We start from the raw sequence: 22886 nt of genomic DNA, 5'->3' as shown, positions 1-22886 counted from the left end.
ATGGCCACGACGTTCGGCCTCGCGTTCCTGGCCGGCATCCTCTCGGTGCTGTCCCCCTGCGTGCTACCCTTGCTGCCGCTGGTCCTGGGCGCGGCGGCATCGGAGCATAGGCTCGGTCCCGCCGCCCTGGCTGCCGGCCTCGCGCTGTCCTTCGTAGCCATCGGGCTGTTCGTAGCGACCGTAGGGTTCGCCCTCGGCCTCGACGTCGATGTCTTCCGCACCGTGGCAGCCATCATGCTGGTCCTGATCGGGCTCGTCCTGATGGTTCCGGCCGCCCAGACCCGTCTCGCCGTCGCCACCGGCCCGGTGAGCAACTGGACCGAGAGCCGGTTCGGTGGCTTCTCGACCACCGGGCTTCTGGGCCAGTTCGGTGTCGGGCTGCTGCTCGGGGCGGTCTGGAGCCCTTGCGTCGGGCCGACCCTCGGGGCCGCGTCCCTCCTCGCATCGCAGGGGCGAGACCTGGGTTCGGTGGCGGCGACGATGCTTCTGTTCGGACTAGGTGCCGCCCTGCCGCTCCTGCTCCTCGGCACGCTGTCCCGCGAGGTGCTGATACGCTGGCGCGACCGGATGATGGGGCTCGGCAAGGGGCTGAAGGTGGCCCTGGGCGCCATCCTCGTGGCCACCAGCCTGATGATCGTCACGGGCTACGACAAGGCCGTGGAGACCGTCTTGGTCAACGCCTCGCCGGCTTGGCTCACCAACCTGACGACCCGCCTGTGACCTTGATAGTATCTGCCTCCCGAGCCTGCCCCATGCGACCCTACCGTCTCCGAACCTGCCTGCTCTACGCTGCCATCCTCCTCGGGATTGCAGGGCCGGCGCAGGCTTGGGAAATGGTCGGCACGAAGCAGCTTGAGCTACGCACCCGCGACGGTGCCACCATCCCAATCGGCACCGTGACGTTCACCCCGGAGCCGGACGCCACTCGCTTCGCCGTCGCCCTCGATCGGACGAAGTTCAAGGACTTCTTCCTGTCGATGCGCGAGTTCAAATGCGTCGAGGGGCCCGAGGTTCAGTGCTACGTACCCTATCCCTACGCGAATCCGGGAACGGTCCGCCCGGGCGATTATGCGTGGCTGGAGCACGCCCTGCTCTTTCTGTACAAGGCGCCGGCCGACTACGGAGCCAAGTTGAGCAACGGCCTCTACTACGCTCTTCAGAAAACGGAGGACGGGCTGGTTGGAAGGCCGATGGCGGTGGACCTCAACGACATCGCGGCCCCGCCCCAGGATCCCTCCGTGCCCCCGTTCGATCAGGCTGCCCGTGCGGACATTGTTTCAGGCGCCCGTTGGATCGAGGCGCTCGTCATTCGCTGAGACGAGCTCGCCGCCCCACCGGACCCAGTCAAACGCGCAGGTAGCTCCATCCTGCTTCCTGAAGGGTCACGAGACGGACCGCCCCCGCCGGAACGATGCCGACGTGGGGCAGCAATCCCAGCGAATGCCCCTCAGCCTTCTCCATGGCCTTGATGGTGTTGCCGCAGGCCGAGAGGACGATCCCCGGTACGCTCTCGCTGATGGAGTGGATCCTCGCCGTCACGGGCGATGTGTCGGCCCGCAGCATGTGCAGGCCTGGGCCATAGGCGACGATCTCGACTTCGAGTTCTTCGGCCTGCTCGCTGTATTCGCGCGCGAGGTTGACCGCATTGTTGAGGGCGAGATCGAACACGCCGCTCTCGCGGGAACTGACCTGCATCGCGACCCGGTGGGTCTTCGGACCGGTTGCCGGAGCCGCCGTGGCCCTGCTCGCCCCGAGCCCAGCCAGCAGCGCGGCCAATCCGGAAACGCTCCTGCGCGACAGCATCATTTCGTCCCCTCCGTTGTCGAACGATCCTGATCCGAAACGCGCGCTCCTCTTGGAACCGTCTCGTCAGGTCTGCACGAATCGATAGCTGTCGCCGGCAAGCTCGACATGTCCGACGCCCGAGCCCGGGAGATGAAAGCCGACGAGCGTCATCCGTTCGGTCGCCAACCGGTCCAGCAGGGTCAGGCGGGTGCGGGAAGCGAGGTCGCGGTCGAGATCGCTTCCGAACGCCCAGGCGGGACGCCGGAACGACAGGACGCCATGGCTTAGGGCATCCCCGCCGATCAGTACCTGCTCCCGTCCCGCTTCGACGAGTACGGAGGCGTGGCCGGGTGTATGCCCCGGCGTCGCGACGTAGGTGAGGCCGGGAGCGATGCTCTCGCCGGGCTTACGGCGCTCCAGCTTCGACTCAAGACGGCGCAGGGTCCGGCGCGAGCCCACGGAGAGACCCTTCAGCCAGTCGGGCACCAAGTTCTCGACGTCGTCGCGAGTCCAAAAATCCCATTCCGCCGCCGGCACCACGTAGCGGGCATTGGGAAACCGTTCGCTGTCGTCGAAATCGTCGATCGCGCCCCAGAGATGATCGGGATGGGCGTGCGTGAACACGACCTGGGTGATCGCCTCGCGCGAAATGTTCCGGCTCTCCAATGTCTCTCCGAGCTTGCCCGCCGTCGGCTGAAATGAGTTGCCCGAGCCAGCATCGATCAGGATGATCTCCGAACCAATCCGCACGAGGCTCGCGTTCGTCGGGATTGGGGCGGCTTCCGCGCGCTGGCCCTCGACCTTGAAGACAGTCTCCACCTCCTCGCGCGGCGTATTGGGCAGCATGAACGCGAGGGAGGAGGACAGCGTGCCGTCGCTCGCCGTCTCTACCGAGGTACCGCCGACCTTCAGTGCTGCCGCCGTGTTCGCGGCCGCGCGGCCGGTCGGCCACGCCCCCGCGAGGCCCGCCGCGAGCCCCGCCATGAAGAGACGCCTGTCGCAGCGCGATTTGGGGACAGAGGCGCCGGTCGTCATTGGACCGGAGGCGCCTTCTTCGCGGAGTCGGCAGCCTTGTCGGGCGTCACGTCGAGGATACGCGCATGGCTCGTGATGGTCGCCTCTTTGGGCAGGCAGTTGGTCATGCAGGGCTTGGCTGTCCAGAACTTCTTCTCCGCCGTCTCGCGGTCGTCCATGAAGAAGTTCTTCTCGTTCGGCAGGCGGATGCTGGCTAGGTTCTTCTCGTTCACCTCGAAATCCTGATCCTTCAGAATGTCGTTGAGATAGAGGAGATAGGCTGTGACCGAGTAGGTCTCGTCCGGCGTCAGGGTCTGGGCCGCGCCGAACGGCATCGCCCGGTGCACGAAGTCGAAGACGGTCGAGACGTAGGGCCAGTAGGACCCGATGGTCTTGACCGGGTTCTCCGACTTCAAGGTCCCGGATCCGCCGGCGAGTTCCGGCCACCGGCCCGCGCCTTCGCCGAACTCGCCGTGGCAGCTGGCGCAGCGCTCCTGGAAGATGGTCTCACCGAGTGCCGCCGTGCCCTTGCCGACCGGAAGCCCCTGGCCGTCCGGCCGCACGTCGATGTCCCAGCCCTTGATTTCCTCGGGCGTTGCCGCGCGGCCGATGTTCAGGCGCTCGGCCGCCACCGGCGTCGCGGCGAGGAGGATGGCCGAAAGGGCGGCCGGAATGAGGTTACGCGACCTCGACATTCTCGATCTCCCCGGTGGGCAGCACGTGCCAGGTCTGGATGCCGTTGTTGTGGTAGATCGAGTTCAGGCCGCGATGCTGGCGCAGCGCCGCCTTGGTCGGCTGCACATAGCCGGTCTCGTCCCTGGCGCGGGACTGGAGCAGCAGCGGCTCACCGTTCCAGTCGAACTCGTAATAAAAACGCGTCAGCGCCTTATCGAGGACCGGACCGTCGAGGCGGGCGGCGCGCCAGTTGCGACCGCCATCGAGGGAGACGTCCACGCCATTGATCGCCCCGCGTCCCGACCACGCGAGGCCCGAGAGCACGGTGAAGCCCTTGCCGTGAATGGGCGCCTGCGGGCTCGGGTTGGTGATCACGGACTTCGCGTCCATGGCCCAGGTGAAGCGCCGCGCCTGTCCGTCCGGCATGAGGGCCGTGTACTTCGAGGTCTCCTCGCGGGTGTGCCAGGGCTCGTCGCCAACCTTGATCCGGCGCAGCCACTTCACCCACATATTGCCCTGCCAGCCGGGCAGGACGAGGCGCAGGGGATAGCCGTGCTCGGGATAGAGCGCCTCGCCGTTCATGGCGTAGGCGACGATGGCGTCGTCGAGCGCCTTCTCGATCGGCACCGAGCGGGTCATGGCCGACGCGTCGGCCCCCTCCGGCAGCAGCCACTTGGCGTTCGTCTTGAGACCCGCCTCTTCGAGCAGGCGCTTGAGCGGCACGCCCGTGTACATGACGCAGTGGATCATGCCGTGGGTGAACTGGCAGCCGTTGAGCTGCGCGCCCTTCCACTCCATGCCGGAATTGGCCGCGCATTCGAGGAAGGCGATCCGGTTGACGCGGGGGAAGCGCTTGATGTCCTCCAGCGTCAGCATCAGCGGCTTCTCGACGAGGCCGTGGATCATCAACCGGTGCTCGGACGGGTCGATCTCGGCAATGCCGCCATGGTGGCGCTCGAAGCCGAGGCCGTTGGGGGTGATGATCCCCTCAAGCTGGTGCAGCGGCGTGAAGCTCACCGAGCTCTGGCGAGAGGCGGTCAGCCATTCAACGTCGCGGCGGATCACGTCCGCCTCGAACTTCGAGGGGTGGCCATAGGGCCGGCTCACGACACCGTCACCGAGGGATTGCGACCATTCCGGCACGTTCGGCGGCAGGTTCTTCGCCTCCGGCGCGGCGGCGGCCGCACGGCCCGCGAAAGCCCCGGTTCCCACCCCGGCGCCGACCGCTCCGCCCAGAGCGAGGCTGGTGCGCAGGAAGGATCGGCGGGAGGTCGGCCCGGACGGATCGGGGCGCGGCTTCGGTTCAGACATCGGTCTCTCCGAACTGTTTCAAGTATGGCAATGTGTGAATATCTTGAAGACGACTAGGCGCCACGGACGGTGACCTGCGCGGGCGTCGGGTTCACCGTTCCCTTGGCCTTGATATGCGAGGCGACGACGTCCCAGATCGGCGGACCCTCGGTCCCCTCGTTGACGCTCGCCCAGCCCGCCACGGTGTAGCTGCTGCCGGCCTCGATGGGTTTGCCGGTGCGCAGCAGGGTGAGGTCGGAGATGCGGCTGCCAGCCGGACGGGCAACGTCGATGGCGTAGGACACGCCCCCCACCCGCACCATGTCGCCCCCCTGCTGGTAGTAGGGATCGGCGTTGAAGAGGTTGTCGGCCACGTCCTCCAGCACCTCCTTCAGCCGGGCGCCGGTCATGGGCATCCGGTAGGCCGCCGGGTAGGTGATGGCGGTGGCGTTGTAGACGTCCTCGTGGGTGATCGCTTGTCCGGGCAGGAGGGTCGTGCCCCAGCGGAAGCCAGGCGAGAGGGCGATGTCGGCCTCGCGCTCGGACAGGAGCGCATCGCAGATCAGGTCATCGAGGGTGCCGTTGAAATTGCCGCGCCGGTAGAGCAGGGCCTCGGTCCGCCCGAGTTCCTGGCTCAGCATCGTCTCGTGGGGTGCACGGATCGCCTGGATCTTGGCCGCCATCGCCTTCTGCGGGGCGATGACATCGGAGAAGATCGGGATGAGCTTCGAGCGGTAGCCCTTCACGGCGCCGTCCCGCACGTCGAGGTCGACACGGGTGAGGAACTTGCCGTGGCTGCCCGAGGCGATGAGCAGGGTGTTGCCGACCTTCACCGCCTGCGGCAGCGCATCGTGCGTGTGGCCGGTCAGGACGACGTCGATTCCCTTCACCCGCGAGGCGAGTTTGCGGTCGACGTCGAAGCCGTTGTGGGAGAGCAGCACGACAAGGTCGGCGCCCTCTTTCCGGGCCTTGTCGACGCTCGCCTGGACATCCTCCTCACGAATGCCGAAGGACCAGTTCGGAATCATCCAACGCGGGTTGGCGATGGGCGTGTAGGGGAAGGCTTGCCCGATTACCGCGACCTTCGCGCCGCCGCGCTCGAACATCTTCGTGGATTCGAAAGCCGGCTCGTTCCACTCGGCGTCGCGGACGTTTTGGCCGAGGAACGGGCAGCCGAGCCCGTCCACGATCTCCTTCACCCGCTCGGTGCCGAGGGTGAACTCCCAGTGGCCGGTCATGGCGTCGGGCTTCAGCAGCGCCATGCAGTCGACCATGTCCTGGCCCTTGCTCACCATCGAGGTGTAGCTGTTCTGCCAAGTGTCGCCGCCATCAAGGAACAGAACCTTGTCGCCGCGCTCGGCTCGGATCGCGTCGAGCACCGTGGCGATGCGGCTGAGGCCACCCATCCGGCCGTAGCTGCGGGCCAAGGCGACGTAGTCCTCCGGCGTCAGCGCATAGGCCAGCGGCGAGCCGCCGGGGATGCCGTAGAGGTCGAGGGTGGCGCGTCCGGTGACGTGGGGCACCTGACCGCGTGCCTCGCCCACCCCGAGATTGGTCGAGGGCTCGCGGAACAGCACGGGCCGCAACTGCGCGTGGATGTCGGTCAGGTGGACCAGGGTGACGTTGCCCATCGGCTCGAAGGCCAGAAGGTCGTCCTGGGTCAGGCGCTGCTGGGCGAAGGCGCGGGTCCAGCCCGTCGGCACCAGGGCCGCTGTGGCGGCGGCGATCTGCAGGAAGTTGCGGCGTGAGGTCATGGGACGATCCGACCCTTAGTTGCGCACGGCAGGCGTCTCGACCGGAAGGCCGAGGCCGCGCCACGCGACGTAGGTCTCCAGGGCGAGGAACTCGTCGGAGAGCGGCTTGAACGGCGTGGCCCGGACGTCCTGCATGCAGCCCTCCATGCGCTCGTGCAGCGGCACCAGCCGCTGGTCGCGCAGGCGGTAGACGGGGAAGCCGTTGCTCTGCCCCTGGCTGAGAAAATCGGCCCGAAGGTATTTGCCGTGGTTCTTCTCGTGGCAGCTCGCGCAGGCGAGATCGAGCTGGCCGTTCCGCTGGTAGTAGAGCGACTTACCGCGCTCGAACCAGGGCGTCATCGGCCCGTCCACCTTCACGGCGACCGGCATCCCCCGGGACTGATTGCGGATGTAGGTGGTCATCGCGGTGAGTTCGGGCGAGCCGAAGGCGTAAGGCTCGGCCTTCAAGGCGCCGCTGCGGCAGATGTTGATTCGCTGCTCCAGATTGACCGGCTTACCGAGCTTCTCGTTCCATTTGGGATAGGCCGCCGCGACGCCCTTCATCGAGGTCGAGGCCTCGTTGTGGCAGCTCGCGCAGGACTTGCCGGCCGCGCCATCGACCTTCGACCAGAGTTCCTCGCCCTGCTCGACGGCGAGGAAACCCGGATTGTTGAAGTCGTCGGCCTGCATCTCCTGCGTTTCCTTGGAACGGAAATACAGGCCCGAGACGACTTCCTCGAACGGAGAATCCGGGTTCTGGGGCTTCATGCCGTGCGCCTGCCACGCCGGGCGCTCGGACGGCTCTTTCGCGGCGGGCGCCGACGGCATGTCCTGCGCGTGTGGCGCGACGGCCAACGCGACGAACGCGAGCGCTGTAAAGGCGAGAGTTGGGCGGACCATGGTGAGGGCTCCGGCGCGGCAGGGAGAGGCGCTCCGGGACGAACGGCCCCGGGCGCGCGTCAGGCGACCTTGATCTGCTCGGTGGCCTGGATCTTCGATCCATCGTCATCGACCCAGGTAAAAGTCAGCGCTCCGGATTCTTCGGGCTTGATCTTGAACTGGAAATAGGGATTGGCGGAGACTGCGCTCTCGATATCGGCGCTGAAGATCGTCTTGCCGTTCAGGTCACAAGTGAACTTGTTCAGGATCTTGCGCGGGATCGTCTTCCCGTCCTTGTCCTTGCGCTGACCGGACTCCATCGTGTGGGAGACGAGCGTCTTCACCTCGATGACGCCGCCCTTGGCGACTTCCTTCTTGTCCAGTTTGATCCGCGGCTTCACGTCGGCCATGTGGTCCTCCCGTCCTCGTTCGATGCTGTCGCGTGTGAATTAGCCGCCGCAGCCGCCGATGGTGACCTTCACCTGGCGGACGTCGCTGAAGACGGAGCCGTCGTTCATGCGGGCGACCGCGATGACGTTCTGGGTCTCTGCGAGACGGATCCGGGTGTTCGCCTCCGCGACGCTCGACGGCGTGAAGTGGAAGCTGATGACGCCGGGGTTCGGGTTGCCCTCGGCGACGATCATCACCTCCTCGACGTAGCTTTCCGCCGTCATCGGCCCGTCGACGCTCACCGTCATCGGCACGGTGTTGCCGTTCTCGGCGATCTCGGGGAGTTCGAGCTTGACCCTGCCCTTCACCGGCTCTTTGCCGCGGGTGAAGGCCTTGATGGCCTCATCGGTCGCGGGCTTCGCCGCCAAGGCCGGGCCGGCGCGGAAAGCGAAGGCGGTGGCCACCATGGCGCCGGTGCCGAAGGCCAGGGCTTGGCGGCGGCTCAGTGCGGGAATCTTGGCAGAGGTCATGGGAAGCGGCTCCTTCAGCCCGCGAGATCACTTCAAGGTCGTTAGGTAGGCGACGACGTCCTCGACCTGCTGCGCGGTCAGGATCGGCTTGCCCTGGAATTCGGCGCGCACGCGGTGGAGGCCGTCGATCCGGTAGAAGGCCGGCATCACGGTCGCCTCGGTGAAGACGTGCTTTGGGTTGACGACGATCATCCGCAGGTGGGCTTCGTCCCACCGGCCCGCGACGCCGTCGAGGGAAGGCCCGACCTCGCCGTGGAAGGATTCGCCCTTGAGCGACGAGACCTGATGGCAGCCGAGGCAATTGCCCTGGCGCCGGTTCACGACGACCTTCGCGCCGGCCGCCGCATCTCCCGGCTTGTCGGTGAGCGGTGCGGGGATCGCATCGCTGCCATCGACGGCGACGATCTTGAACGGAGCGAGCCCGGTGGAAGCCGTTTCGGCTCCGGCGGCGGTCGCGAGGACGCATAGTCCCGCGAGCGCAAAGGCTGTGATCGGCCTGCGCATCTGGCGTTTCCTCGGTGCGCCGTCTTTGCGGCGAATGCGGTCTACTTGGACCGCTCGCCATGCCGGCGGGCAAACCCATCGACATATGCGAATTATTGCAAGTTTGACGCGGATCGCTGTCAAGTCAAGCTGGAATTGCGAGGCCGCTGACTCTCGGAGCCCGACTGTCAGCCCCGCTGCGCCGTCTCCGGTGAGCGCAGGTAATCCTGCAGGGTCGTCCGCTCGTCGGCGCGCTCGGCCACGAAGCCGAACATCCGGCGGAACTCCTCCGGCGGCACGTAGCCCCGCATTCGCAAGACCTCGCGCTGCTGGGGCGCCTTGCCCGCGAGTCCCGTTTCTTCAGCCGGAAAGAACTGAACGGTCGGCGTGGACCGGATGCCGTACTTCTCAGCGAAAGCCTTCTCGGGAAGGATCTGCCCGTCAAAATCGGTGACCTCCCGCGAACCGATGAAGTTCAGTTGCAGGATCTCGAAACGCTCACGGATGAAGGCGCTCGTCGCCGGATCTGCGAAGTTCACGAGATGGATCTGCTTGCAGAAGGGACAGCCCTTCAGCTCCCAGAGGATGGCGAGGCGCTTACCGTGCTCCCGCGCGGCCTTCAGATCGTCAGGGAGATCGAGGAAGCTTTCGATAAACCAGGGCTCCCGGTAGAGGCCGTCATCGCCCTGGATCGCCTGGGCCATGGTTTTGGAGGGCAGGCCGAGCACGAGGGCACTTGCCAGGAACCGGCGCCGGGTCGACATGGCATCCCCTCCAAATATTCTAGTTCCTGCATGTGTAGAGTGATTGTCCTGCTCCTGGCAATCCGGTCGTCCTGACATCCGGCCGCAACTGCAGCCGCACGGATGACGGCGGCTCCGCGCCGAGGGCGATCACGATCCCGGCGGCTGCGCCGTTGCCCCTCGAACACATTCGTCTTTTGCTATATCAAGATCGGTGGTCCTGGGCTTGGGAAGGCCGATGCGGGGAACGAGGCGAGCGGTCATGGCGGGGGCGTGGGGGTTCGCTCTATGGCCCGGCCTCGTCGAGGCCGCCGAGCTGATCAAGTTCGAGCGGCGCGGCTGCCCGTGGTGCAAGGCGTGGGACAAGGAGATCGGGCCGATCTACCCGAAGACGGATATCGGGAAGCGGGCGCCGTTGCGCCGTGTCGATCTCGACGCAGGTCTCCCTCCCGGACTCACGTTCAAGCGCCCGATCCGCTACACACCGACATTCGTCCTCGTCGAAGACGGGTCCGAGCTCGACCGGATCGAGGGCTATCCGGGTGAGGGTTTCTTCTGGGGGCAGGCCGAGCGGTTGCTCGAACGGCTCCCCGGATCCCCGTGACGGGCTTCGGGAGGCGAGGAAAAGGGTGAGATGATGCCGTTGCAACAGGCGCAACCGGTGACGAGCGTCGAGGCCCCGGGCAGCCTCGACCTGGATCTGTTGCTGGCCAATGCCCGCGATGCCAGCGAGCTGCTCAAAGCCCTCGGGCACGAGGCAAGGTTGGTCATCCTCTGCCTGCTGGTCGAGGGCGAGCGCTCGGTTTCGGAATTGGAGCAATTGCTGAATTTGCGGCAACCGGCCGTGTCCCAACAACTGGCGCGGTTACGGGCCGACGATCTCGTTGAGGCCCGCCGCGACGGGAAGAACATCTACTATGCGCTGGCTCGGCCGGAGGTTCGCGAGATCATCGCCGCCCTGCACCGGGCGTTCTGCAACGGACGGACACCGTAAGCTGCGAAGCCCCTCAGGTGTGCCGGTCGACGAGGTAGTAGAGCCCGGCGCGAGCCCCAACGAGGATCGCACCGAGGGCGAGAATCGAGCCGACCGAGAGTGTGGAGAGCCCGCTCAATCCCTGGCCGATGGTGCAGCCCAGCGCCGTGACGCCGCCGGTGCCCATCAGGAAGGCGCCGAGCAGGTGGCGCTTGACCTCGCGGGCATCGTCGGGCGCCTCCCAATGAAATTCCCCCGCGGCGCGCGCCGCCGCGAAGGACCCGAGCACGACGCCGAGGACGGAGGCCACGCCGAAATCGATCCGCGTGCCGCTCGCGAGCATGGCATAGATGAGCGTATCACCGACCGGCCGCGCGAAGCTGAAGGAGCCGACCGCCCGAATTTCGAACTCGTCGAAGCCCGCGCTCCCATTCGTCCACCACCCGGCGACAATGACGAGCCCGATGGTGATGGCGCCGATGAGGAGCCGGTGGGTCCGACGGAAGTCTTTGCCCGTCACGGCCACGAGGCAGAGGCCCATGCCTACGACAACGCTGAAGGCCACGCGGCCGGTCCGATCCAGCCTGAACAAGGCCCCGAGCCGCTGGCTGCCGAGATCGAGGCTCAGCGGTTCGGTGATCGTCACGCGGAGGAGGGCGGTCACGCCGCTGATCGCCATATATGCTGAGAGGCCGAGCACGAGGAGGACGAGGAGGGCGCGCAAATCTCCTCCGCCGAGCCGCAACAACGCGCCGAAGCTGCAGGTGCCGACGAGCGCCATGCCGAAGCCGAACATCGTCCCGCCGAGGATCATCGCGCCCCATTCGAGGCGAGGTCCCGCATAGATCGACCGGGCGAGGTCGAGACCGAATTCGGATTCCAGAAGCTGCGTGCCCACCACGGCGATGCCGGTGGCCATCAGCCACGCCCGGGCACGGCGCGTGTCGCGCGCGTAGACCGCATCTTCGATGGCGCCCAACGTGCAGAACCGCCCCCGACGCGCGACCATTCCGAGTACGGCACCCAGCACAAGGCCGAGTGCCGCCCGGACAAGATGCGCAGGCAGGAGATCCATCATCGACTCAGGTACGCCCAATACCGATGAGCCCTGTCAAACACCCAGTTCCGCTCCGCCTTTCAGTTTGACCGGAATGGTCAGGTAACGAACGCCATTCGCCTCGGCCGGGGGGAACTTGCCGGCGCGGATATTGACCTGGATCGACGGCAGCAGGAGGCGCGGCGCAGCGAGGGTCGCGTCCCGGGCGGTGCGCATGGCGGTGAACTCCTCCTCGCTCACGCCCTCCTTCACATGAACGTTGCGCTCGCGCTGCTCGCCGACCGTGGTCTCCCAAGCGTACACCTCGCGGCCCGGCGCCTTGTAGTCGTGGCAGAGGTGAAGCACCGTTTCCGGCGGCAGGGCCAGCAGCCTGCGGATCGAGCGGTAGAGGGTACGCACGTCGCCCCCGGGAAAGTCGGCCCGCGCCGTGCCGAAATCCGGCATGAATAGCGTGTCGCCGACGAAGACGTGGCCGCCGATGCGGTAGCAGATGTCGGCGGGCGTATGACCCGGCGTGTACAGCACCGCGACGGCGAGGTTGCCGATGGCAAACGTCTCGCCATCCACGAACAGGTGGTCGAAATCGCTGCCATCGGTCTTCAGGTCGGTGGCGTTGAAGACCGGACGGAAGATCTTCTGGACCTCCTTGATGTGCTCGCCGATGCCGATCTTCGCGCCGGTCTTGGCCTTCACGTAGGGCGAGCCGGAGAGGTGGTCGGCGTGGGCGTGGGTCTCCAGCGTCCAGACCACCGTGTAGCCCGCCTCATCGGCGGCCTTCAGCATCGCCTCGACGGAGCGGGTGTCGACGCTACCGCCGTTGTGATCGTAGTCGAGCACCGGATCGATGAAGGCAGCCTGCTTCGTCTCGGGATCGGCCACGATGTAGCTCACCGTGTTGGTGGGCTCGTCGAAGAAGGCTTGGATGACGGGTTCGGAGCCACGGGCTTCGGTCATTGCTTGTCTCCTATCGGTCGTCCTTGGACGGGTGGCGTCAAGCGCCGGGAAGCCGGCGTCGGCAGGTGTTGATCCCTAGGATCGTGTAGGCGGGGCAGAACCCGACGAGGGCGGTCAACGCCATCACGGCGCCGATGCCGACGGCGGCAAGGGCCCAGACTCCGGCGAGCATCGTGTAGCTCAGGCCTGCGATCAGGAGGCCGGCGACAAGGCGCAGGATGCGGTCGGTGCTGCCGACATTGAGGGTCATGGCGGTTGTCCTGAAAGGTGCCGTACGGTGGTCACCGAAGCGGGTGCGGCACCGGGCGCCCGCCCCAGCGACGGTCAAGGCGTCGCGGCGAAGGCGCCGGCGTTGCGGTAGAGCATGTAGCCGGCGACACCGAAGATGACGGTGGCGAACACCGTGTTGAGCACGCCCTTGTAGCCAGAGAGCCGGCTGGCCAGCCGCATACCCAGGAAACCGCCGACGAGGCCGCCGGCGATGAATTCCCCGGCGACGGCCCAATCGACCATGCCGGACAGGGCGTAGTTCATCGCCGTGGCGAGCCCGAAGGCGCCGACGGCGAGCAGCGAGGTCCCGACCGCGGTGATCAGCGGCATGCCGGTGGCGAAGACGAGGCCCGGCACGATCAGAAATCCGCCGCCGATCCCGAAGAAGCCCGACAGGACGCCGACCGCGAAGGCGACGGCTACGACTTTTCCACTCGGCACAGGCCCGCAGCCGACAGGCTCCGATGTTCCGCCCCGTCCCTTGCGACCTCGCAGCATGTGGATGCCGACGACGACCATCAGCATCGCGAAGAGGAAGAGCAGGCGCTGGCCGTCGACCGCTTTGCCGAACGTCGAGCCGACGAGGGCGCCCAGGATGCCGACTCCGGCGAACACGGCGGCGCAGCGCCAACGCACGTTGCCGGATCTGGCGTGCCCGACGAGGGTCAGGAACGCGTTGGCCGCGACCGCCAGCGCGCCGGTTCCGATGGCGAGATGCGGCTGGGCCATGCCGACCACGTACAGCAGAAGCGGCGTCGCCAGGATCGAGCCGCCGCCGCCGATGAGTCCGAGCGTGAAGCCGACCCCTGAGCCGGACAGGATGGCGGGAAGCGCATTCATCGGCGGTGACCTCCGCGTCCAAGAGCCTAGTCGACGACCGGTCGAGCCGGTCGGCGGCCAGCAGGCCCGATCACGATCCTATCACTTTATAATAATACAAAATGATAGGCGCTTGCTCGACTTTGTGATCGGTCCGCTTGCGGTCGAAGTCAAGGCATGATTTATATAAATCGTACGTCAAAATATATATCTACCAAATGAGGATTCGGCCATGGACGTCAAACGCCTCTCCCCCGACCTGTCGGTCGCCGCTCAGCTCGCTCCCTCCGATCTCGCGGCGGCGGCCGAGTCGGGCTTCCGGGCGGTGATCTGCAACCGCCCCGATGGCGAGGGCGGCGACCAGCCGGGCTTCTCGGAGTTGGAGGCCGCCGCGCGTGCGGCCGGCCTGGAGGCGCGGTACCTACCCGTCACGTCGGGCAAGGTGACGGATGGGGATGTGATGGCCTTCCGCGACGAGCTCGCGGCCCTGCCGAAGCCGGTGCTCGCCTTCTGCCGTACCGGGACCCGCTCCGCGACGCTATGGGCGCTCGGCGAGGCGGCAGCTGCGCGGCCGCTTCCGGACATCCTGGCTGCCACCAAGGTGGCGGGATACGACCTGAGCGGTGTCGTCCGGCGCATCGCCGCAGGCGGCCGGCTTCCTACCGAGCACGCCGACCAGTTCCACAGTGTGGTCGTCGTCGGCGGCGGAGCTGGCGGCATCGCCGTCGCAGCGAGCCTGAAGGCGCGCAAACCCGACCTCGACATCGCCGTCATCGATCCGGCGGACGTGCACTATTACCAGCCGGGCTGGACGATGGTCGGCGGCGGAGTGTTCGAGCCCGCCGCCACGGCCAGGACCATGGCTTCCCTGATCCCGGACGGGGTGCGCTGGATCAAGGCGGCGGTCGCCGCCTTCGAGCCCGAGCGCAAGGCGGTGATCCTGGAGGGGTGCCGGGTGGTGCGCTACGACCGCCTCGTTGTCGCGCCCGGCCTCAAGCTGAATTGGGCCGGCATCGAGGGGCTCGCCGAGACTCTCGGGCGGAACGGGGTCACCTCGAACTACCGCTACGACCTCGCACCCTACACCTGGGATCTCGTGCGGAACCTGCGCGGGGGCCGCGCCGTGTTCACGCAGCCGCCGATGCCGATCAAGTGCGCCGGCGCCCCGCAGAAGGCGATGTACCTTTCCGCCGACCACTGGCTGCGGCAGGGGCGGCTCGGGGACATCGCGGTCGAGCTCTACAATGCCGGTCCGGTCCTGTTCGGCGTGAAGGAGTACGTCCCGGCCCTGATGGCATACGTGAAGCGCTACGACGCGAACCTGAATTTCAATCACACCCTGACCCGGATTGACGGTCCGGCGCGGCGCGCGTGGTTCTCGCGCAAGACGGAGGACGGCAGCAGCGAGACGGTTGAGACCGGCTTCGACATGATCCATGTCGTGCCGCCGCAGCAGGCGCCCGACTTCGTCCGCGTCTCGCCCCTGGCTGACGCCGCCGGCTGGGTCGATGTGGACCCCGGCACCCTGCGCCACCGTCGCTTCCCTGAAGTCTACGCGCTCGGCGACGCCTGCAACGCGCCCAACGCCAAGACCGCCGCCGCCGCGCGCAAGCAGGCGCCCGTGGTGGCCCACAACCTCCTCGTCGAGATAGGTCACCTTCGCGGCGCCGAGGTCGCCTACGACGGCTACGGCTCGTGCCCGCTTACGGTCGAGCGAGGTAAGATCCTGCTCGCGGAATTCGGCTATGGAGGCAAACTCATGCCGAGCTTCCCCGCATGGCTGATCGACGGGACGAAGCCGAGCCACCTCGCATGGCTCCTGAAGGAGCGGATGCTGCCCCCGATCTACTGGAAGGCCATGCTCAAGGGACGCGAATGGATGGCTAAGCCGGAGAAGGCAGCCGCCTGAAGCTAAGCGGCGCCGGCTTTGTCCCGGCGCCGCTCGCTGTGCATCGACGATGCGGGCTCAATCGCATGCCCTCAGCCGACAGCTAGGGTTCCGGACCGTGAGGCACGTGTTCGGAGCGGCGCGGCAGCCCCGGCAAGGCCACTGGGCTGAGGCTCGGGTTACCGTCGCGGCACCTTTGTGCCCCGATAGGCCGGGCACGCGACTGTTCGCTCCGGCCAGCCCGCGCCGTTGGCTACCGGCGAGGTCGCGAGCCACCTTGCCGACTGGCGTCGCCGCCACGAACAGGGCGATTTGCGGAAGGCCTAGGGAAAGCCCGGCGCGCGCTGGTCCGGGACAGAGGCCAGCCAGGCCCAACAGATGCAGGACTGGGCAGCGCCGGCGAGCGGCGCGAGGAACGGGGCGACAGCGTCCATCAAGGTTCTCCGACCTGACCGAACATCGCCGCCTGACCGAGCGCCCGCGCTCGCGCATGCGGGCTGCGCGCGGGCAAGCTTCTCCGCGGTCGGCCCGCGATCAGGATGTCGTCGAACGCGTCGAGGAGGGCCTGCATGCGTGCGTCGCTCAGGCTGTAGAACACCACTTTGTGTTCGCGCCGCGTGGCCACGACCTCGGCGTTGCGCAGCTCCCCGAGCTGCTGCGACAGCGTCGGTTGGCGGATGCCGAGCTGCTGCTCGATCTCCGAGACGGACCGCTCTCCCTCTGCCAGGAGATACAGGATGCGCAGCCGGTTCGGGTTGGCGGCGACCTTGAGCAGGTCGGCGACCAGGATCGCCGTCGCCTCGTCCGTGCCGGAGGCCATCACAGGCTTCCCAAGCGATAGTACCAGTCCTGCCCCGCAGCGCCTGGCTGGGCGATCTCGTCGCTCGTCAGAGGCGGGTTCACGAGCACCTGGTCGCCGGGTCGCCATCCCTCCGGCGTCGAGACGTCCGACGCGTCGCAGGCTTGGAGCGCCTGCACCAGCCGAAGGATCTCGGCGATGCTGCGGCCCACCGTCAGCGGGTAGGCGACCAGCGCCCGCACGATGCCTTCCGGATCGATGACGAACGTGGTCCGGACGGTGGCGCTCGACGTCGAGCCAGCCGGCAGCATGCCGTAGGCCCGGGCGATGCCCATGGCGGGATCCTCGACGATGGGGAAGGGCACCCGCACGCCGAAACGCTGCTCGATGCTGTGCTTCCAGGCCAGGTGGGAGAAAAGGCTGTCGACGGACAGAGCGAGCAGGTCGCAGTCGATGTCCCGAAAGGCATCGTAGGCCTTGGCGAACGCGACGAACTCGCTGGTGCAGACGGGGGTGAAGTCGGCCGGGTGGGAGAAGAACACCAGCCAGCGTCCGCGATACGAGGCGAGCGTCCGCGGGCCCATCGTCGTCCGCGCGCGGAAGTTCGGCGCGACGTCGCCGATGATCGGCGGGCAGGCGGGCGGCGGCACGGGCGGATCGTTGTCGGTTTCGATATTCATGGAACAACGCTCGTCGTTAAAATAGTGTCGTTAGCAAAGTGCCGCTCGCTGCGACGCCGGTCAATATGCAATTTCATATATAATGGGTCTTCGCATCATAAATTTGTATTGACACACCCGAACTGCGGCATATGAAGGCGGGGCGACGTTCCGGCGGCATGTCTGGTTCGGTGCGGTCCATGGCGGGCCTCCCGGACGTCCCCATTCCCGCCAGGGGCAGGGCCCACGGATGCTTGCCGACCACCTCCCGAGCGCGCTCGACCTCGCGCGCAGCCAGTTCGCCTTCACGGTCGTCTGGCACTTCCTCTTCCCGGCCTTCACCATCGGCCTTGCGAGCTATCTCGCGGTGCTGGAGGCGTTCTGGCTCGCGACCGACAGGCCGGTCTACCTCGATACCTACCGCTACTGGCTGAAGGTGTTCGCGGTGGCCTTCGCCATGGGCGTCGTGTCCGGCCTGGTGATGAGCTACCAATTCGGCACCAACTGGTCGGTCTTCTCGGACAAGACCGCCCCGGTGCTCGGGCCGCTGCTCGGCTACGAGGTGCTCACCGCCTTCTTCCTTGAGGCGGGCTTCCTTGGGGTGATGCTGTTCGGCATGGAGCGGGTCGGCCCACGCCTGCACTTCCTGGCGACCTGCCTCGTCGCGGGCGGCACGCTGCTCTCGGCCTTCTGGATCCTGTCCGCCAATTCGTGGATGCAGACGCCTGCGGGCTTCTCGCTCGATGCCGACGGCCGCTTCGTGCCGGAGAGCTGGACGGCGGTGATCTTCAACCCGTCCTTCCCGTACCGCTTCGCCCACACCGTGACGGCCGCCTACCTGACGACGGCGATGATCGTCGGCGCGGTCGGCGCGTGGCACCTGCTGCGCGACCGGACCAATCCCCGCGCCCGGCTGATGTTCTCCATGGCCATGTGGATGGCGGCTCTCGTCGCCCCGGTACAAATGGTGCTCGGCGATCTCCACGGCGGGAACAGCTACCACCACCAGCCCGCCAAGGTGGCGGCGATGGAGGGCCACTTCGACAGCGTGACCCGCGCGCCCTCGATCCTGTTCGGCTGGCCCGACGCGCAGGCCGGCGAGACGAAGTACGAGATCGGCATTCCCGGCCTCGCGAGCCTCTATCTCGCGCATAATCTCGACGCGACGGTCACGGGGCTGAAGGATCTGCCGCGCGACACGTGGCCGACCAACCTGCCGCTGGTGTTCTGGGCCTTCCGGGTGATGGTCGGGCTCGGGCTGCTGATGATCGGCCTCGGGCTGTGGTCCCTCTTCCTGCGGTACAAGGGCCGCCTGTTCGAGACGCCCTGGCTGCACCGCTTCGCCGTGGCGATGGGGCCCTCGGGGCTGATCGCGGTGACGGCGGGCTGGGTGGTGACGGAAGCCGGCCGCCAGCCCTTCACAGTCTACGGCCTGCTGCGCACCGCCGACAGCGTGTCGCCCATCGCGGCGCCCGCCGTGGCCGCCTCGCTAGCGGCCTTCGCGTTGGTTTACTTCGCGGTGTTCGGGGCGGGCATCTGGTACCTGTTCCATCTGTTCAACCAGACCCCGCGCTCGCACGAATCTGGCCCGCCCGTCGGCCAGCCGGTGCGCACGGCGGGCATCACACCCGCGCCCGCCCTGGCAGGTGATTCCCACCTGCAACCGGCCGAGTGAGGAGTGCCCCCGATGGAACTCGATCTCACCCTCATCTGGGCGATCCTCATCGCCACCGCCGTGTTCCTCTACGTGGCGATGGATGGGTTCGATCTCGGCCTCGGCATCCTGTTCCCGGCGGTGCGGGGCAAGGCCGAGCGGGACGTGATGGTGAACTCCGTCGCCCCCGTCTGGGACGGCAACGAGACCTGGCTCGTCCTCGGCGGCGGCGGGTTGTTCGCGGTGTTTCCGCTGGCCTACGCCACGATCCTGCCCGCCCTGTACATGCCGCTGATCCTGATGCTGCTCGCCCTAGTGTTCCGGGGCGTAGCCTTCGAGATGCGCTTCCGCATGGTGACGCCGCGCGGCCAGCTCTGGTGGGACCGGGCGTTTTCCTGGGGCAGCTACGTCGCCGCCTTCTGTCAGGGCATCGCGCTGGGTGCTTTCGTCCAGGGCATCAGAATCGAAGGCCGCGCCTATGCCGGCGGCTGGTGGGACTGGCTGACGCCGTTCTCGGTGCTGACCGGCCTCGCCCTCGTGGTGGGTTACGGTCTGCTTGGGGCGTGCTGGCTGATCTGGAAGACCAACGGCGAATTGCAGATCCAGGCGTACAACCTCGCGAAGCCCTTGGCGGTGGCGACGCTGGTCCTCATCGCCGTGGTCTCGGCGACGATGCTCGCGATCAGCGTGCCCTTCCGCGCCCGCTGGCTCGGCCTGCCCGGCCTGTTCATCGGCGCACCGGTGCCGATCCTGGTCGGGCTCCTGGCATGGCGCTTCGCCCATGCCCTGGCGCGGCGGGAGGAGGTCACGCCCTTCCTCTGCGCGCTGGGCGTCTTCCTGCTGGCCTATCTCGGGCTCGGCATCAGCATGTGGCCCTACATCGTGCCGCCGAGCGTCACGATCTGGCAGGCGGCGACGCATCCGAAGTCGCAGGCCTTCCTGCTCTACGGGGCGGCGGTGCTGGTGCCGCTCGTCCTGGCTTACACGGCCTACGTGTACTGGCTTTTCCGCGGCAAGGTCACGGCGGAAGCGGGGTACCACTGATGCGCAGGCTCGGCTGGTTTATCCTGATCTGGGCGATGAGCGTGGCGAGCCTCACCGCCGTCGCCCTGCCGCTGCGGTGCCTGCTCAAGGGGGTGTGAAAGGTCTCGCTCGGCCCATTCCAACAGTAATCCTGCACGCCACCCCTCAGAACGCAACGGTCCTTGGTTGGCACCCTTGCGCGATTGGGCCGAGTCCTACCTTTGCCATAGCGAGGCCGAAGCCTCTGCCGATTCAGCAGCTGTCGCGCTTCCGGAGAAGGTCGAGCGGAGGTTGGCGCGTTCGACCAGAGGAATGTTCGTGCCGTCGTTCTCGGAGTGCATCTTCCGGCCCGGGGTGCCGGCGCACCGCCGTGATTAGGTCAAGTTGTGCTGAGTGACTATTCCTTGTTCGGCGGGGGCCAGCCGCCTTAAGCTTGGCTTAAGCAGGACGGCTAGGATGGCAGCATGTATGCACCGCCGTTCAAAATTTCTCACATTGCCTTTTCTACGCTCGTCGCTGTGCTTCCGATGAGTCGTAGGTTGCCTCTGACGGCGAGCAGGAGTGTCCGCATCGCATTCGGCGGACTGTTGATGTGTGTTGCTGTCTGCCCGGCACACGCCATGAACGGTGGCGAAATCGCCCGGAACGGAACGCAGGCCGGCGTGCCGGCCTGTGCCTCGTGCCACGGGGATGCCGGGGGCGGAAGTGCCGAGGGCGGGTTTCCCCGTCTTTCAGGCCTCGCGGAGGGCTACCTCGCACACGAGCTCCACAGCTTCGCCGACGGCAGCCGGGACAATGAGATAATGGGTCCGATCGCCCAAGGCCTGACACCGGAGGAGCGGCGGGCGTTGGCCGTCTTTTATGCCGGGCTCCGCGCCCTGCCGCCCGACGGGACAGCGCAGCCGGACGACACGGCATCCGACCGCGGCCGAATCCTGGCGCAGATTGGTGAGTGGACGAAGGCACTGCCCGCTTGCGCACAATGCCACGGCCCAGCTGGGCAGGGCGTCGGCGAAGCCTTTCCGGCGCTGAACGGCCAGCCAGCCGCCTATCTCGTGGCGCAGCTCTCCGCCTGGAAAGCCGGGACACGCCGCAATGATCCTCTCGGGCTGATGAAGGGGATTGCCGACCGGCTGAGCGATGACGACGCCACCGCCGTCGCCGCCTACTACGCCGCTCTCCCTGCCACGGCGATCGGAGGGGGCCGATGAACCCCATAATGCGCTTCACCGGACGGTCCGCGGCCTGTCTCGCGCTAGCAACGGTGATGGGGGGCCTCGCGGCCCTGACGCCCCTCGGTCCCGTAGGGGCCGAGACAACCGCGCCACCATTCGTGCCCCAGCCCAATTCCGTCATCCCCGACGATGATTTCGGCCAGGTCATTCGCCTGGGCGAGCGCATCTTTCGCGACACGGGCGCCGAGGCGCGGGCCTTCGTCGGAAACGATCTGCGCTGCACGAACTGTCATCTCGACCGGGGCCGCCTCGGCCATTCCGCCCCCCTCTGGGCAGCCTATCTCGTCTACCCGGCCTACCGGGCGAAGAACGGACACGTGAATACCTTCGCCGAGCGGCTTCAGGGCTGCTTCCGCTACAGCATGAACGGCAAGGCGCCCCCACTGGGCGATCCCGTCCTGGTCGCGCTGGAGACCTATGCCGCCTTCCTCGCTCACGGGGCTCCCGTAGGCATGAAGCTTCCCGGGCAAGGGTACCCGAAGCTTGCCAAGCCCCAGGGCCTCGATCGAGCCCATGGGCGAGAAGTCTACGCCGCGAAATGCGCCCTCTGTCACGGTGGCGACGGTGCCGGGCAGGCGAGCCCGGACGGGACGGTCGTGTTCCCGCCACTGTGGGGAGCCCGCTCCTACAATTGGGGCGCGGGGATGAGTTCGGTCGTCAACGCGGCAGGCTTCATCAAGGCCAATATGCCGCTGAGCCAGGGCAACAGCCTCACCGATGCCGAAGCCTGGGACGTCGCCGCCTATATCGACAGTCGCGAGCGACCGCAGGACCCACGCTTCACCGGCGATCTCGCGGCGACCCGCAAGGCCCATCACGACAGCCCTTACGATTTCTACGGGCAGACCGTGGACGGCGTGACGCTCGGCGAGGCGGCACCGCCCGCCGGGACCGTGCCGCGCTGAACCGCAACTGCATCCCCTGAGAGGACAGTCATGACCCTCGAACGCCGCAGCCTGCTCGCCCTCGGTGCCGGTCTCGCCGCTGGCTTGGCGGAGGCACGCCCCGCCGGAGCGACCACCAACGCCGACCTACCCGATGGCAGCCGAACCCTCCGGGACCTCACAGATCGTCTGGCGAAGGCCCCGCGTCGGCGGGATTTCAAGACCGTGACGATGATCCTCGACCGGCCGGATCTCTGGGATCACGAGGCCCTCTCGGAGGTGATCGCCTACAAGGGTGGCCCCCGCCAGGTCTGGGACAACACCGACATCGGCGGGCCCTGGCTGAACCTCATACGCAATGCCCTGAACAATCAGGTCTGGTCATTCAAGCATCCCGATTTTCTGGCCACCTCGGCGACCCACGGATCGGCGAATGTCGCTCTCTACGACCAAGCGATGTGGGACAAGTATCAACTCACCAAGCTCGCGGGCGAGGCGTTCAAGACCAATACGCTGATCGTGCCGAAGAAAGCGGCTCAGGCCTATGCCGCGAACTACCAGGACCCGGCGGGGATGTTCTCGCCGGAGAACAACACCATTCCGGCGCTGATGGCCCGTGGCGTCGTATTCCTCTCGTGTCACAACGCAATCTGGGAACAGGCGGGGACGCTCATCCGGCGCGATCTGAACCCGGACAAGCTCTCGCATGATGCGCTGGCGGCGGAGCTGACGAACCATCTCATTCCGGGCGTGGTCCTGACCCCCGGCGCCGTCGGCACGCTGCCTGAATTGCAGCAGGCCGGCTTTCATTACGCGAAGTGAGGCCGATAGTGCAGCGCATGAGCGCCCGCCTTCTCGTCGGGATCCTCGTCCTCGGCGCGGTAACGGAGGTCGAGGCCGCCGACCGGACGAAACGATCGGCGGAGGCGGCCTATCTTGAGGAGGCCTTCGCCCACGATCTCTGCACTCGCGACGACCGCGCCTTGCGCAAGCTCAACCGCGCCCTGTCCCGCAGCCCGAAGGCCTCGCCGGTCCGCCGATGAGGCGAACCGGCCCAGCGTAACGATGGTGCGCGGTCCTCATGGCCGGTATTGGCCGAAACCATAGCGGGCGAAGACCGCTCGCGCGTCGTCACCCAGGAAATTCAAT

28 protein-coding genes and 1 pseudogene are annotated in these 22886 nt (G+C 67.0%); 12 read left to right on the top strand and 17 right to left on the bottom strand.

Annotated elements, in window-relative coordinates; genetic code table 11:
- Both P9K36_RS18360 and P9K36_RS18355 read left to right on the top strand, forming a co-directional pair.
- Positions 1-720, top strand: a complete 720-nt coding sequence (locus P9K36_RS18360) for a cytochrome c biogenesis protein CcdA (RefSeq protein WP_278305671.1) — start codon at positions 1-3, stop codon at positions 718-720.
- 32 nt (positions 721-752) lie between these two features.
- Positions 753-1316, top strand: a complete 564-nt coding sequence (locus P9K36_RS18355) for a hypothetical protein (protein WP_278305669.1) — start codon at positions 753-755, stop codon at positions 1314-1316.
- Positions 1317-1344: 28 nt separating this feature from the next.
- Here P9K36_RS18355 and P9K36_RS18350 read toward each other — a convergent pair whose 3' ends face one another.
- The 10 genes from P9K36_RS18350 to P9K36_RS18305 all read right to left on the bottom strand — a co-directional run bounded on the left by P9K36_RS18350 (position 1345) and on the right by P9K36_RS18305 (position 9543).
- Entirely contained in the window at positions 1345-1806 is a 462-nt protein-coding gene (locus tag P9K36_RS18350) for a DsrE family protein (RefSeq protein WP_278305668.1), read from the bottom strand.
- 63 nt (positions 1807-1869) lie between these two features.
- A complete protein-coding gene (locus P9K36_RS18345; protein WP_347568040.1) occupies positions 1870-2820 on the bottom strand; it encodes an MBL fold metallo-hydrolase in 951 nt (316 codons plus the stop codon).
- The gene (locus P9K36_RS18340) at positions 2817-3494 is read right to left on the bottom strand and encodes a cytochrome c (RefSeq protein ID WP_278305666.1); all 678 of its coding nucleotides are present in this window, start codon (positions 3492-3494) and stop codon (positions 2817-2819) included. The genes P9K36_RS18345 and P9K36_RS18340 overlap by 4 nt, the downstream gene beginning before the upstream one ends.
- The gene (gene soxC / locus P9K36_RS18335) at positions 3478-4785 is read right to left on the bottom strand and encodes a sulfite dehydrogenase (protein ID WP_278305665.1); all 1308 of its coding nucleotides are present in this window, start codon (positions 4783-4785) and stop codon (positions 3478-3480) included. The genes P9K36_RS18340 and soxC overlap by 17 nt, the downstream gene beginning before the upstream one ends.
- Before the next feature lie 53 nt (positions 4786-4838).
- Positions 4839-6518: a thiosulfohydrolase SoxB gene (gene soxB / locus P9K36_RS18330; protein WP_278305664.1), complete on the bottom strand. Its 1680-nt coding sequence runs from the start codon at positions 6516-6518 to the stop codon at positions 4839-4841.
- A 15-nt stretch (positions 6519-6533) separates the two neighbouring features.
- Entirely contained in the window at positions 6534-7397 is an 864-nt protein-coding gene (gene soxA, locus P9K36_RS18325) for a sulfur oxidation c-type cytochrome SoxA (RefSeq protein ID WP_043378806.1), read from the bottom strand.
- 59 nt (positions 7398-7456) lie between these two features.
- Positions 7457-7786 carry a thiosulfate oxidation carrier complex protein SoxZ gene (gene soxZ / locus P9K36_RS18320; RefSeq protein WP_043378809.1) on the bottom strand — a complete coding sequence of 110 codons (330 nt, stop codon included), beginning with the start codon at positions 7784-7786 and terminating at the stop codon, positions 7457-7459.
- Between the two features lie 39 nt (positions 7787-7825).
- Positions 7826-8296: a thiosulfate oxidation carrier protein SoxY gene (gene soxY, locus P9K36_RS18315; protein ID WP_010682138.1), complete on the bottom strand. Its 471-nt coding sequence runs from the start codon at positions 8294-8296 to the stop codon at positions 7826-7828.
- A gap of 27 nt (positions 8297-8323) precedes the next feature.
- Positions 8324-8800: a sulfur oxidation c-type cytochrome SoxX gene (soxX, locus tag P9K36_RS18310; RefSeq protein ID WP_278305663.1), complete on the bottom strand. Its 477-nt coding sequence runs from the start codon at positions 8798-8800 to the stop codon at positions 8324-8326.
- 167 nt (positions 8801-8967) lie between these two features.
- Complete coding sequence (locus P9K36_RS18305; protein ID WP_278305662.1) at positions 8968-9543, bottom strand: thioredoxin family protein; 576 nt, start codon at positions 9541-9543, stop codon at positions 8968-8970.
- Between the two features lie 241 nt (positions 9544-9784).
- Here P9K36_RS18305 and P9K36_RS18300 point away from each other — a divergent pair, with 241 nt between their 5' ends.
- Both P9K36_RS18300 and P9K36_RS18295 read left to right on the top strand, forming a co-directional pair.
- Positions 9785-10126, top strand: coding sequence for a thioredoxin family protein (locus tag P9K36_RS18300; protein WP_278305661.1), 342 nt, complete (start codon positions 9785-9787; stop codon positions 10124-10126).
- 33 nt (positions 10127-10159) lie between these two features.
- Positions 10160-10516: a metalloregulator ArsR/SmtB family transcription factor gene (locus tag P9K36_RS18295; protein WP_043379005.1), complete on the top strand. Its 357-nt coding sequence runs from the start codon at positions 10160-10162 to the stop codon at positions 10514-10516.
- Positions 10517-10529: 13 nt separating this feature from the next.
- Here the strand turns inward: P9K36_RS18295 and P9K36_RS18290 are convergent, their stop codons facing one another.
- From P9K36_RS18290 to P9K36_RS18275, 4 genes are all read right to left on the bottom strand, one after another.
- Positions 10530-11573, bottom strand: coding sequence for a YeeE/YedE family protein (locus tag P9K36_RS18290; RefSeq protein WP_278305660.1), 1044 nt, complete (start codon positions 11571-11573; stop codon positions 10530-10532).
- Between the two features lie 33 nt (positions 11574-11606).
- A complete protein-coding gene (locus tag P9K36_RS18285; RefSeq protein WP_278305659.1) occupies positions 11607-12506 on the bottom strand; it encodes an MBL fold metallo-hydrolase in 900 nt (299 codons plus the stop codon).
- Between the two features lie 37 nt (positions 12507-12543).
- Positions 12544-12756: a DUF2892 domain-containing protein gene (locus P9K36_RS18280; protein WP_278305658.1), complete on the bottom strand. Its 213-nt coding sequence runs from the start codon at positions 12754-12756 to the stop codon at positions 12544-12546.
- A gap of 74 nt (positions 12757-12830) precedes the next feature.
- The gene (locus P9K36_RS18275; RefSeq protein ID WP_278305657.1) at positions 12831-13616 is read right to left on the bottom strand and encodes a sulfite exporter TauE/SafE family protein; all 786 of its coding nucleotides are present in this window, start codon (positions 13614-13616) and stop codon (positions 12831-12833) included.
- A 211-nt stretch (positions 13617-13827) separates the two neighbouring features.
- Between P9K36_RS18275 and P9K36_RS18270 the strand changes: the two genes are divergently transcribed.
- Complete coding sequence (locus P9K36_RS18270; protein WP_278305656.1) at positions 13828-15504, top strand: bifunctional protein tyrosine phosphatase family protein/NAD(P)/FAD-dependent oxidoreductase; 1677 nt, start codon at positions 13828-13830, stop codon at positions 15502-15504.
- A 252-nt stretch (positions 15505-15756) separates the two neighbouring features.
- Here the strand turns inward: P9K36_RS18270 and P9K36_RS18265 are convergent.
- The 3 genes and pseudogenes from P9K36_RS18265 to P9K36_RS18255 form a co-directional block, all read right to left on the bottom strand.
- A pseudogene (locus P9K36_RS18265) lies at positions 15757-15855 on the bottom strand (YeeE/YedE family protein); the annotation flags it as partial.
- Between the two features lie 61 nt (positions 15856-15916).
- Positions 15917-16303 carry a metalloregulator ArsR/SmtB family transcription factor gene (locus P9K36_RS18260; protein ID WP_278305655.1) on the bottom strand — a complete coding sequence of 129 codons (387 nt, stop codon included), beginning with the start codon at positions 16301-16303 and terminating at the stop codon, positions 15917-15919.
- Positions 16303-16866: a peroxiredoxin gene (locus P9K36_RS18255; protein WP_278307301.1), complete on the bottom strand. Its 564-nt coding sequence runs from the start codon at positions 16864-16866 to the stop codon at positions 16303-16305. The genes P9K36_RS18260 and P9K36_RS18255 overlap by 1 nt, the downstream gene beginning before the upstream one ends.
- 325 nt (positions 16867-17191) lie before the next feature.
- Between P9K36_RS18255 and P9K36_RS18250 the strand changes: the two genes are divergently transcribed.
- The 7 genes from P9K36_RS18250 to P9K36_RS18220 all read left to right on the top strand — a co-directional run bounded on the left by P9K36_RS18250 (position 17192) and on the right by P9K36_RS18220 (position 22780).
- Complete coding sequence (locus P9K36_RS18250; RefSeq protein WP_278305654.1) at positions 17192-18616, top strand: cytochrome ubiquinol oxidase subunit I; 1425 nt, start codon at positions 17192-17194, stop codon at positions 18614-18616.
- A gap of 12 nt (positions 18617-18628) precedes the next feature.
- The gene (gene cydB / locus P9K36_RS18245) at positions 18629-19639 is read left to right on the top strand and encodes a cytochrome d ubiquinol oxidase subunit II (protein ID WP_278305653.1); all 1011 of its coding nucleotides are present in this window, start codon (positions 18629-18631) and stop codon (positions 19637-19639) included.
- A complete protein-coding gene (locus P9K36_RS18240) occupies positions 19639-19737 on the top strand; it encodes a DUF2474 family protein (protein ID WP_278305652.1) in 99 nt (32 codons plus the stop codon). Before cydB ends, P9K36_RS18240 begins: the two co-directional genes overlap by 1 nt.
- A gap of 345 nt (positions 19738-20082) precedes the next feature.
- Positions 20083-20829: a c-type cytochrome gene (locus P9K36_RS18235; protein WP_278305651.1), complete on the top strand. Its 747-nt coding sequence runs from the start codon at positions 20083-20085 to the stop codon at positions 20827-20829.
- Positions 20826-21758, top strand: coding sequence for a c-type cytochrome (locus P9K36_RS18230; RefSeq protein ID WP_278305650.1), 933 nt, complete (start codon positions 20826-20828; stop codon positions 21756-21758). Before P9K36_RS18235 ends, P9K36_RS18230 begins: the two co-directional genes overlap by 4 nt.
- Positions 21759-21788: 30 nt before the next feature.
- Complete coding sequence (locus P9K36_RS18225; protein ID WP_278305649.1) at positions 21789-22559, top strand: transcriptional initiation protein Tat; 771 nt, start codon at positions 21789-21791, stop codon at positions 22557-22559.
- A 17-nt stretch (positions 22560-22576) separates the two neighbouring features.
- Entirely contained in the window at positions 22577-22780 is a 204-nt protein-coding gene (locus P9K36_RS18220; RefSeq protein WP_278305648.1) for a hypothetical protein, read from the top strand.
- Positions 22781-22886 lie beyond the last annotated feature (106 nt).

This window comes from Methylobacterium sp. 391_Methyba4, assembly GCF_029691625.1.
GTDB lineage: Bacteria > Pseudomonadota > Alphaproteobacteria > Rhizobiales > Beijerinckiaceae > Methylobacterium > Methylobacterium fujisawaense.
Note: the sequence above shows the minus strand (reverse complement) of the source record. Positions and strands in the feature narration are given on the sequence as shown.

Excerpts from the sequence above, each read along its gene's own strand:
- P9K36_RS18270 (WP_278305656.1), top strand. The coding sequence starts at position 13,828 with ATGGACGTCAAACGCCTCTCCCCCGACCTGTCGGTCGCCGCTCAGCTC.
- P9K36_RS18285 (WP_278305659.1), bottom strand. The coding sequence starts at position 12,506 with ATGACCGAAGCCCGTGGCTCCGAACCCGTCATCCAAGCCTTCTTCGAC.
- P9K36_RS18295 (WP_043379005.1), top strand. The coding sequence starts at position 10,160 with ATGCCGTTGCAACAGGCGCAACCGGTGACGAGCGTCGAGGCCCCGGGC.
- soxY (WP_010682138.1), bottom strand. The coding sequence starts at position 8,296 with ATGACCTCTGCCAAGATTCCCGCACTGAGCCGCCGCCAAGCCCTGGCC.
- P9K36_RS18305 (WP_278305662.1), bottom strand. The coding sequence starts at position 9,543 with ATGTCGACCCGGCGCCGGTTCCTGGCAAGTGCCCTCGTGCTCGGCCTG.
- soxB (WP_278305664.1), bottom strand. The coding sequence starts at position 6,518 with ATGACCTCACGCCGCAACTTCCTGCAGATCGCCGCCGCCACAGCGGCC.
- P9K36_RS18260 (WP_278305655.1), bottom strand. The coding sequence starts at position 16,303 with ATGGCCTCCGGCACGGACGAGGCGACGGCGATCCTGGTCGCCGACCTG.
- P9K36_RS18360 (WP_278305671.1), top strand. The coding sequence starts at position 1 with ATGGCCACGACGTTCGGCCTCGCGTTCCTGGCCGGCATCCTCTCGGTG.
- P9K36_RS18340 (WP_278305666.1), bottom strand. The coding sequence starts at position 3,494 with ATGTCGAGGTCGCGTAACCTCATTCCGGCCGCCCTTTCGGCCATCCTC.
- P9K36_RS18275 (WP_278305657.1), bottom strand. The coding sequence starts at position 13,616 with ATGAATGCGCTTCCCGCCATCCTGTCCGGCTCAGGGGTCGGCTTCACG.
- P9K36_RS18290 (WP_278305660.1), bottom strand. The coding sequence starts at position 11,573 with ATGATGGATCTCCTGCCTGCGCATCTTGTCCGGGCGGCACTCGGCCTT.
- P9K36_RS18220 (WP_278305648.1), top strand. The coding sequence starts at position 22,577 with ATGAGCGCCCGCCTTCTCGTCGGGATCCTCGTCCTCGGCGCGGTAACG.
- cydB (WP_278305653.1), top strand. The coding sequence starts at position 18,629 with ATGGAACTCGATCTCACCCTCATCTGGGCGATCCTCATCGCCACCGCC.
- soxA (WP_043378806.1), bottom strand. The coding sequence starts at position 7,397 with ATGGTCCGCCCAACTCTCGCCTTTACAGCGCTCGCGTTCGTCGCGTTG.
- P9K36_RS18250 (WP_278305654.1), top strand. The coding sequence starts at position 17,192 with ATGCTTGCCGACCACCTCCCGAGCGCGCTCGACCTCGCGCGCAGCCAG.
- P9K36_RS18235 (WP_278305651.1), top strand. The coding sequence starts at position 20,083 with ATGTATGCACCGCCGTTCAAAATTTCTCACATTGCCTTTTCTACGCTC.
- P9K36_RS18300 (WP_278305661.1), top strand. The coding sequence starts at position 9,785 with ATGGCGGGGGCGTGGGGGTTCGCTCTATGGCCCGGCCTCGTCGAGGCC.
- soxZ (WP_043378809.1), bottom strand. The coding sequence starts at position 7,786 with ATGGCCGACGTGAAGCCGCGGATCAAACTGGACAAGAAGGAAGTCGCC.
- P9K36_RS18225 (WP_278305649.1), top strand. The coding sequence starts at position 21,789 with ATGACCCTCGAACGCCGCAGCCTGCTCGCCCTCGGTGCCGGTCTCGCC.
- P9K36_RS18355 (WP_278305669.1), top strand. The coding sequence starts at position 753 with ATGCGACCCTACCGTCTCCGAACCTGCCTGCTCTACGCTGCCATCCTC.
- P9K36_RS18345 (WP_347568040.1), bottom strand. The coding sequence starts at position 2,820 with ATGACGACCGGCGCCTCTGTCCCCAAATCGCGCTGCGACAGGCGTCTC.
- P9K36_RS18240 (WP_278305652.1), top strand. The coding sequence starts at position 19,639 with ATGCGCAGGCTCGGCTGGTTTATCCTGATCTGGGCGATGAGCGTGGCG.
- P9K36_RS18350 (WP_278305668.1), bottom strand. The coding sequence starts at position 1,806 with ATGATGCTGTCGCGCAGGAGCGTTTCCGGATTGGCCGCGCTGCTGGCT.
- P9K36_RS18255 (WP_278307301.1), bottom strand. The coding sequence starts at position 16,866 with ATGGGCCCGCGGACGCTCGCCTCGTATCGCGGACGCTGGCTGGTGTTC.
- soxX (WP_278305663.1), bottom strand. The coding sequence starts at position 8,800 with ATGCGCAGGCCGATCACAGCCTTTGCGCTCGCGGGACTATGCGTCCTC.
- P9K36_RS18280 (WP_278305658.1), bottom strand. The coding sequence starts at position 12,756 with ATGACCCTCAATGTCGGCAGCACCGACCGCATCCTGCGCCTTGTCGCC.
- P9K36_RS18230 (WP_278305650.1), top strand. The coding sequence starts at position 20,826 with ATGAACCCCATAATGCGCTTCACCGGACGGTCCGCGGCCTGTCTCGCG.
- soxC (WP_278305665.1), bottom strand. The coding sequence starts at position 4,785 with ATGTCTGAACCGAAGCCGCGCCCCGATCCGTCCGGGCCGACCTCCCGC.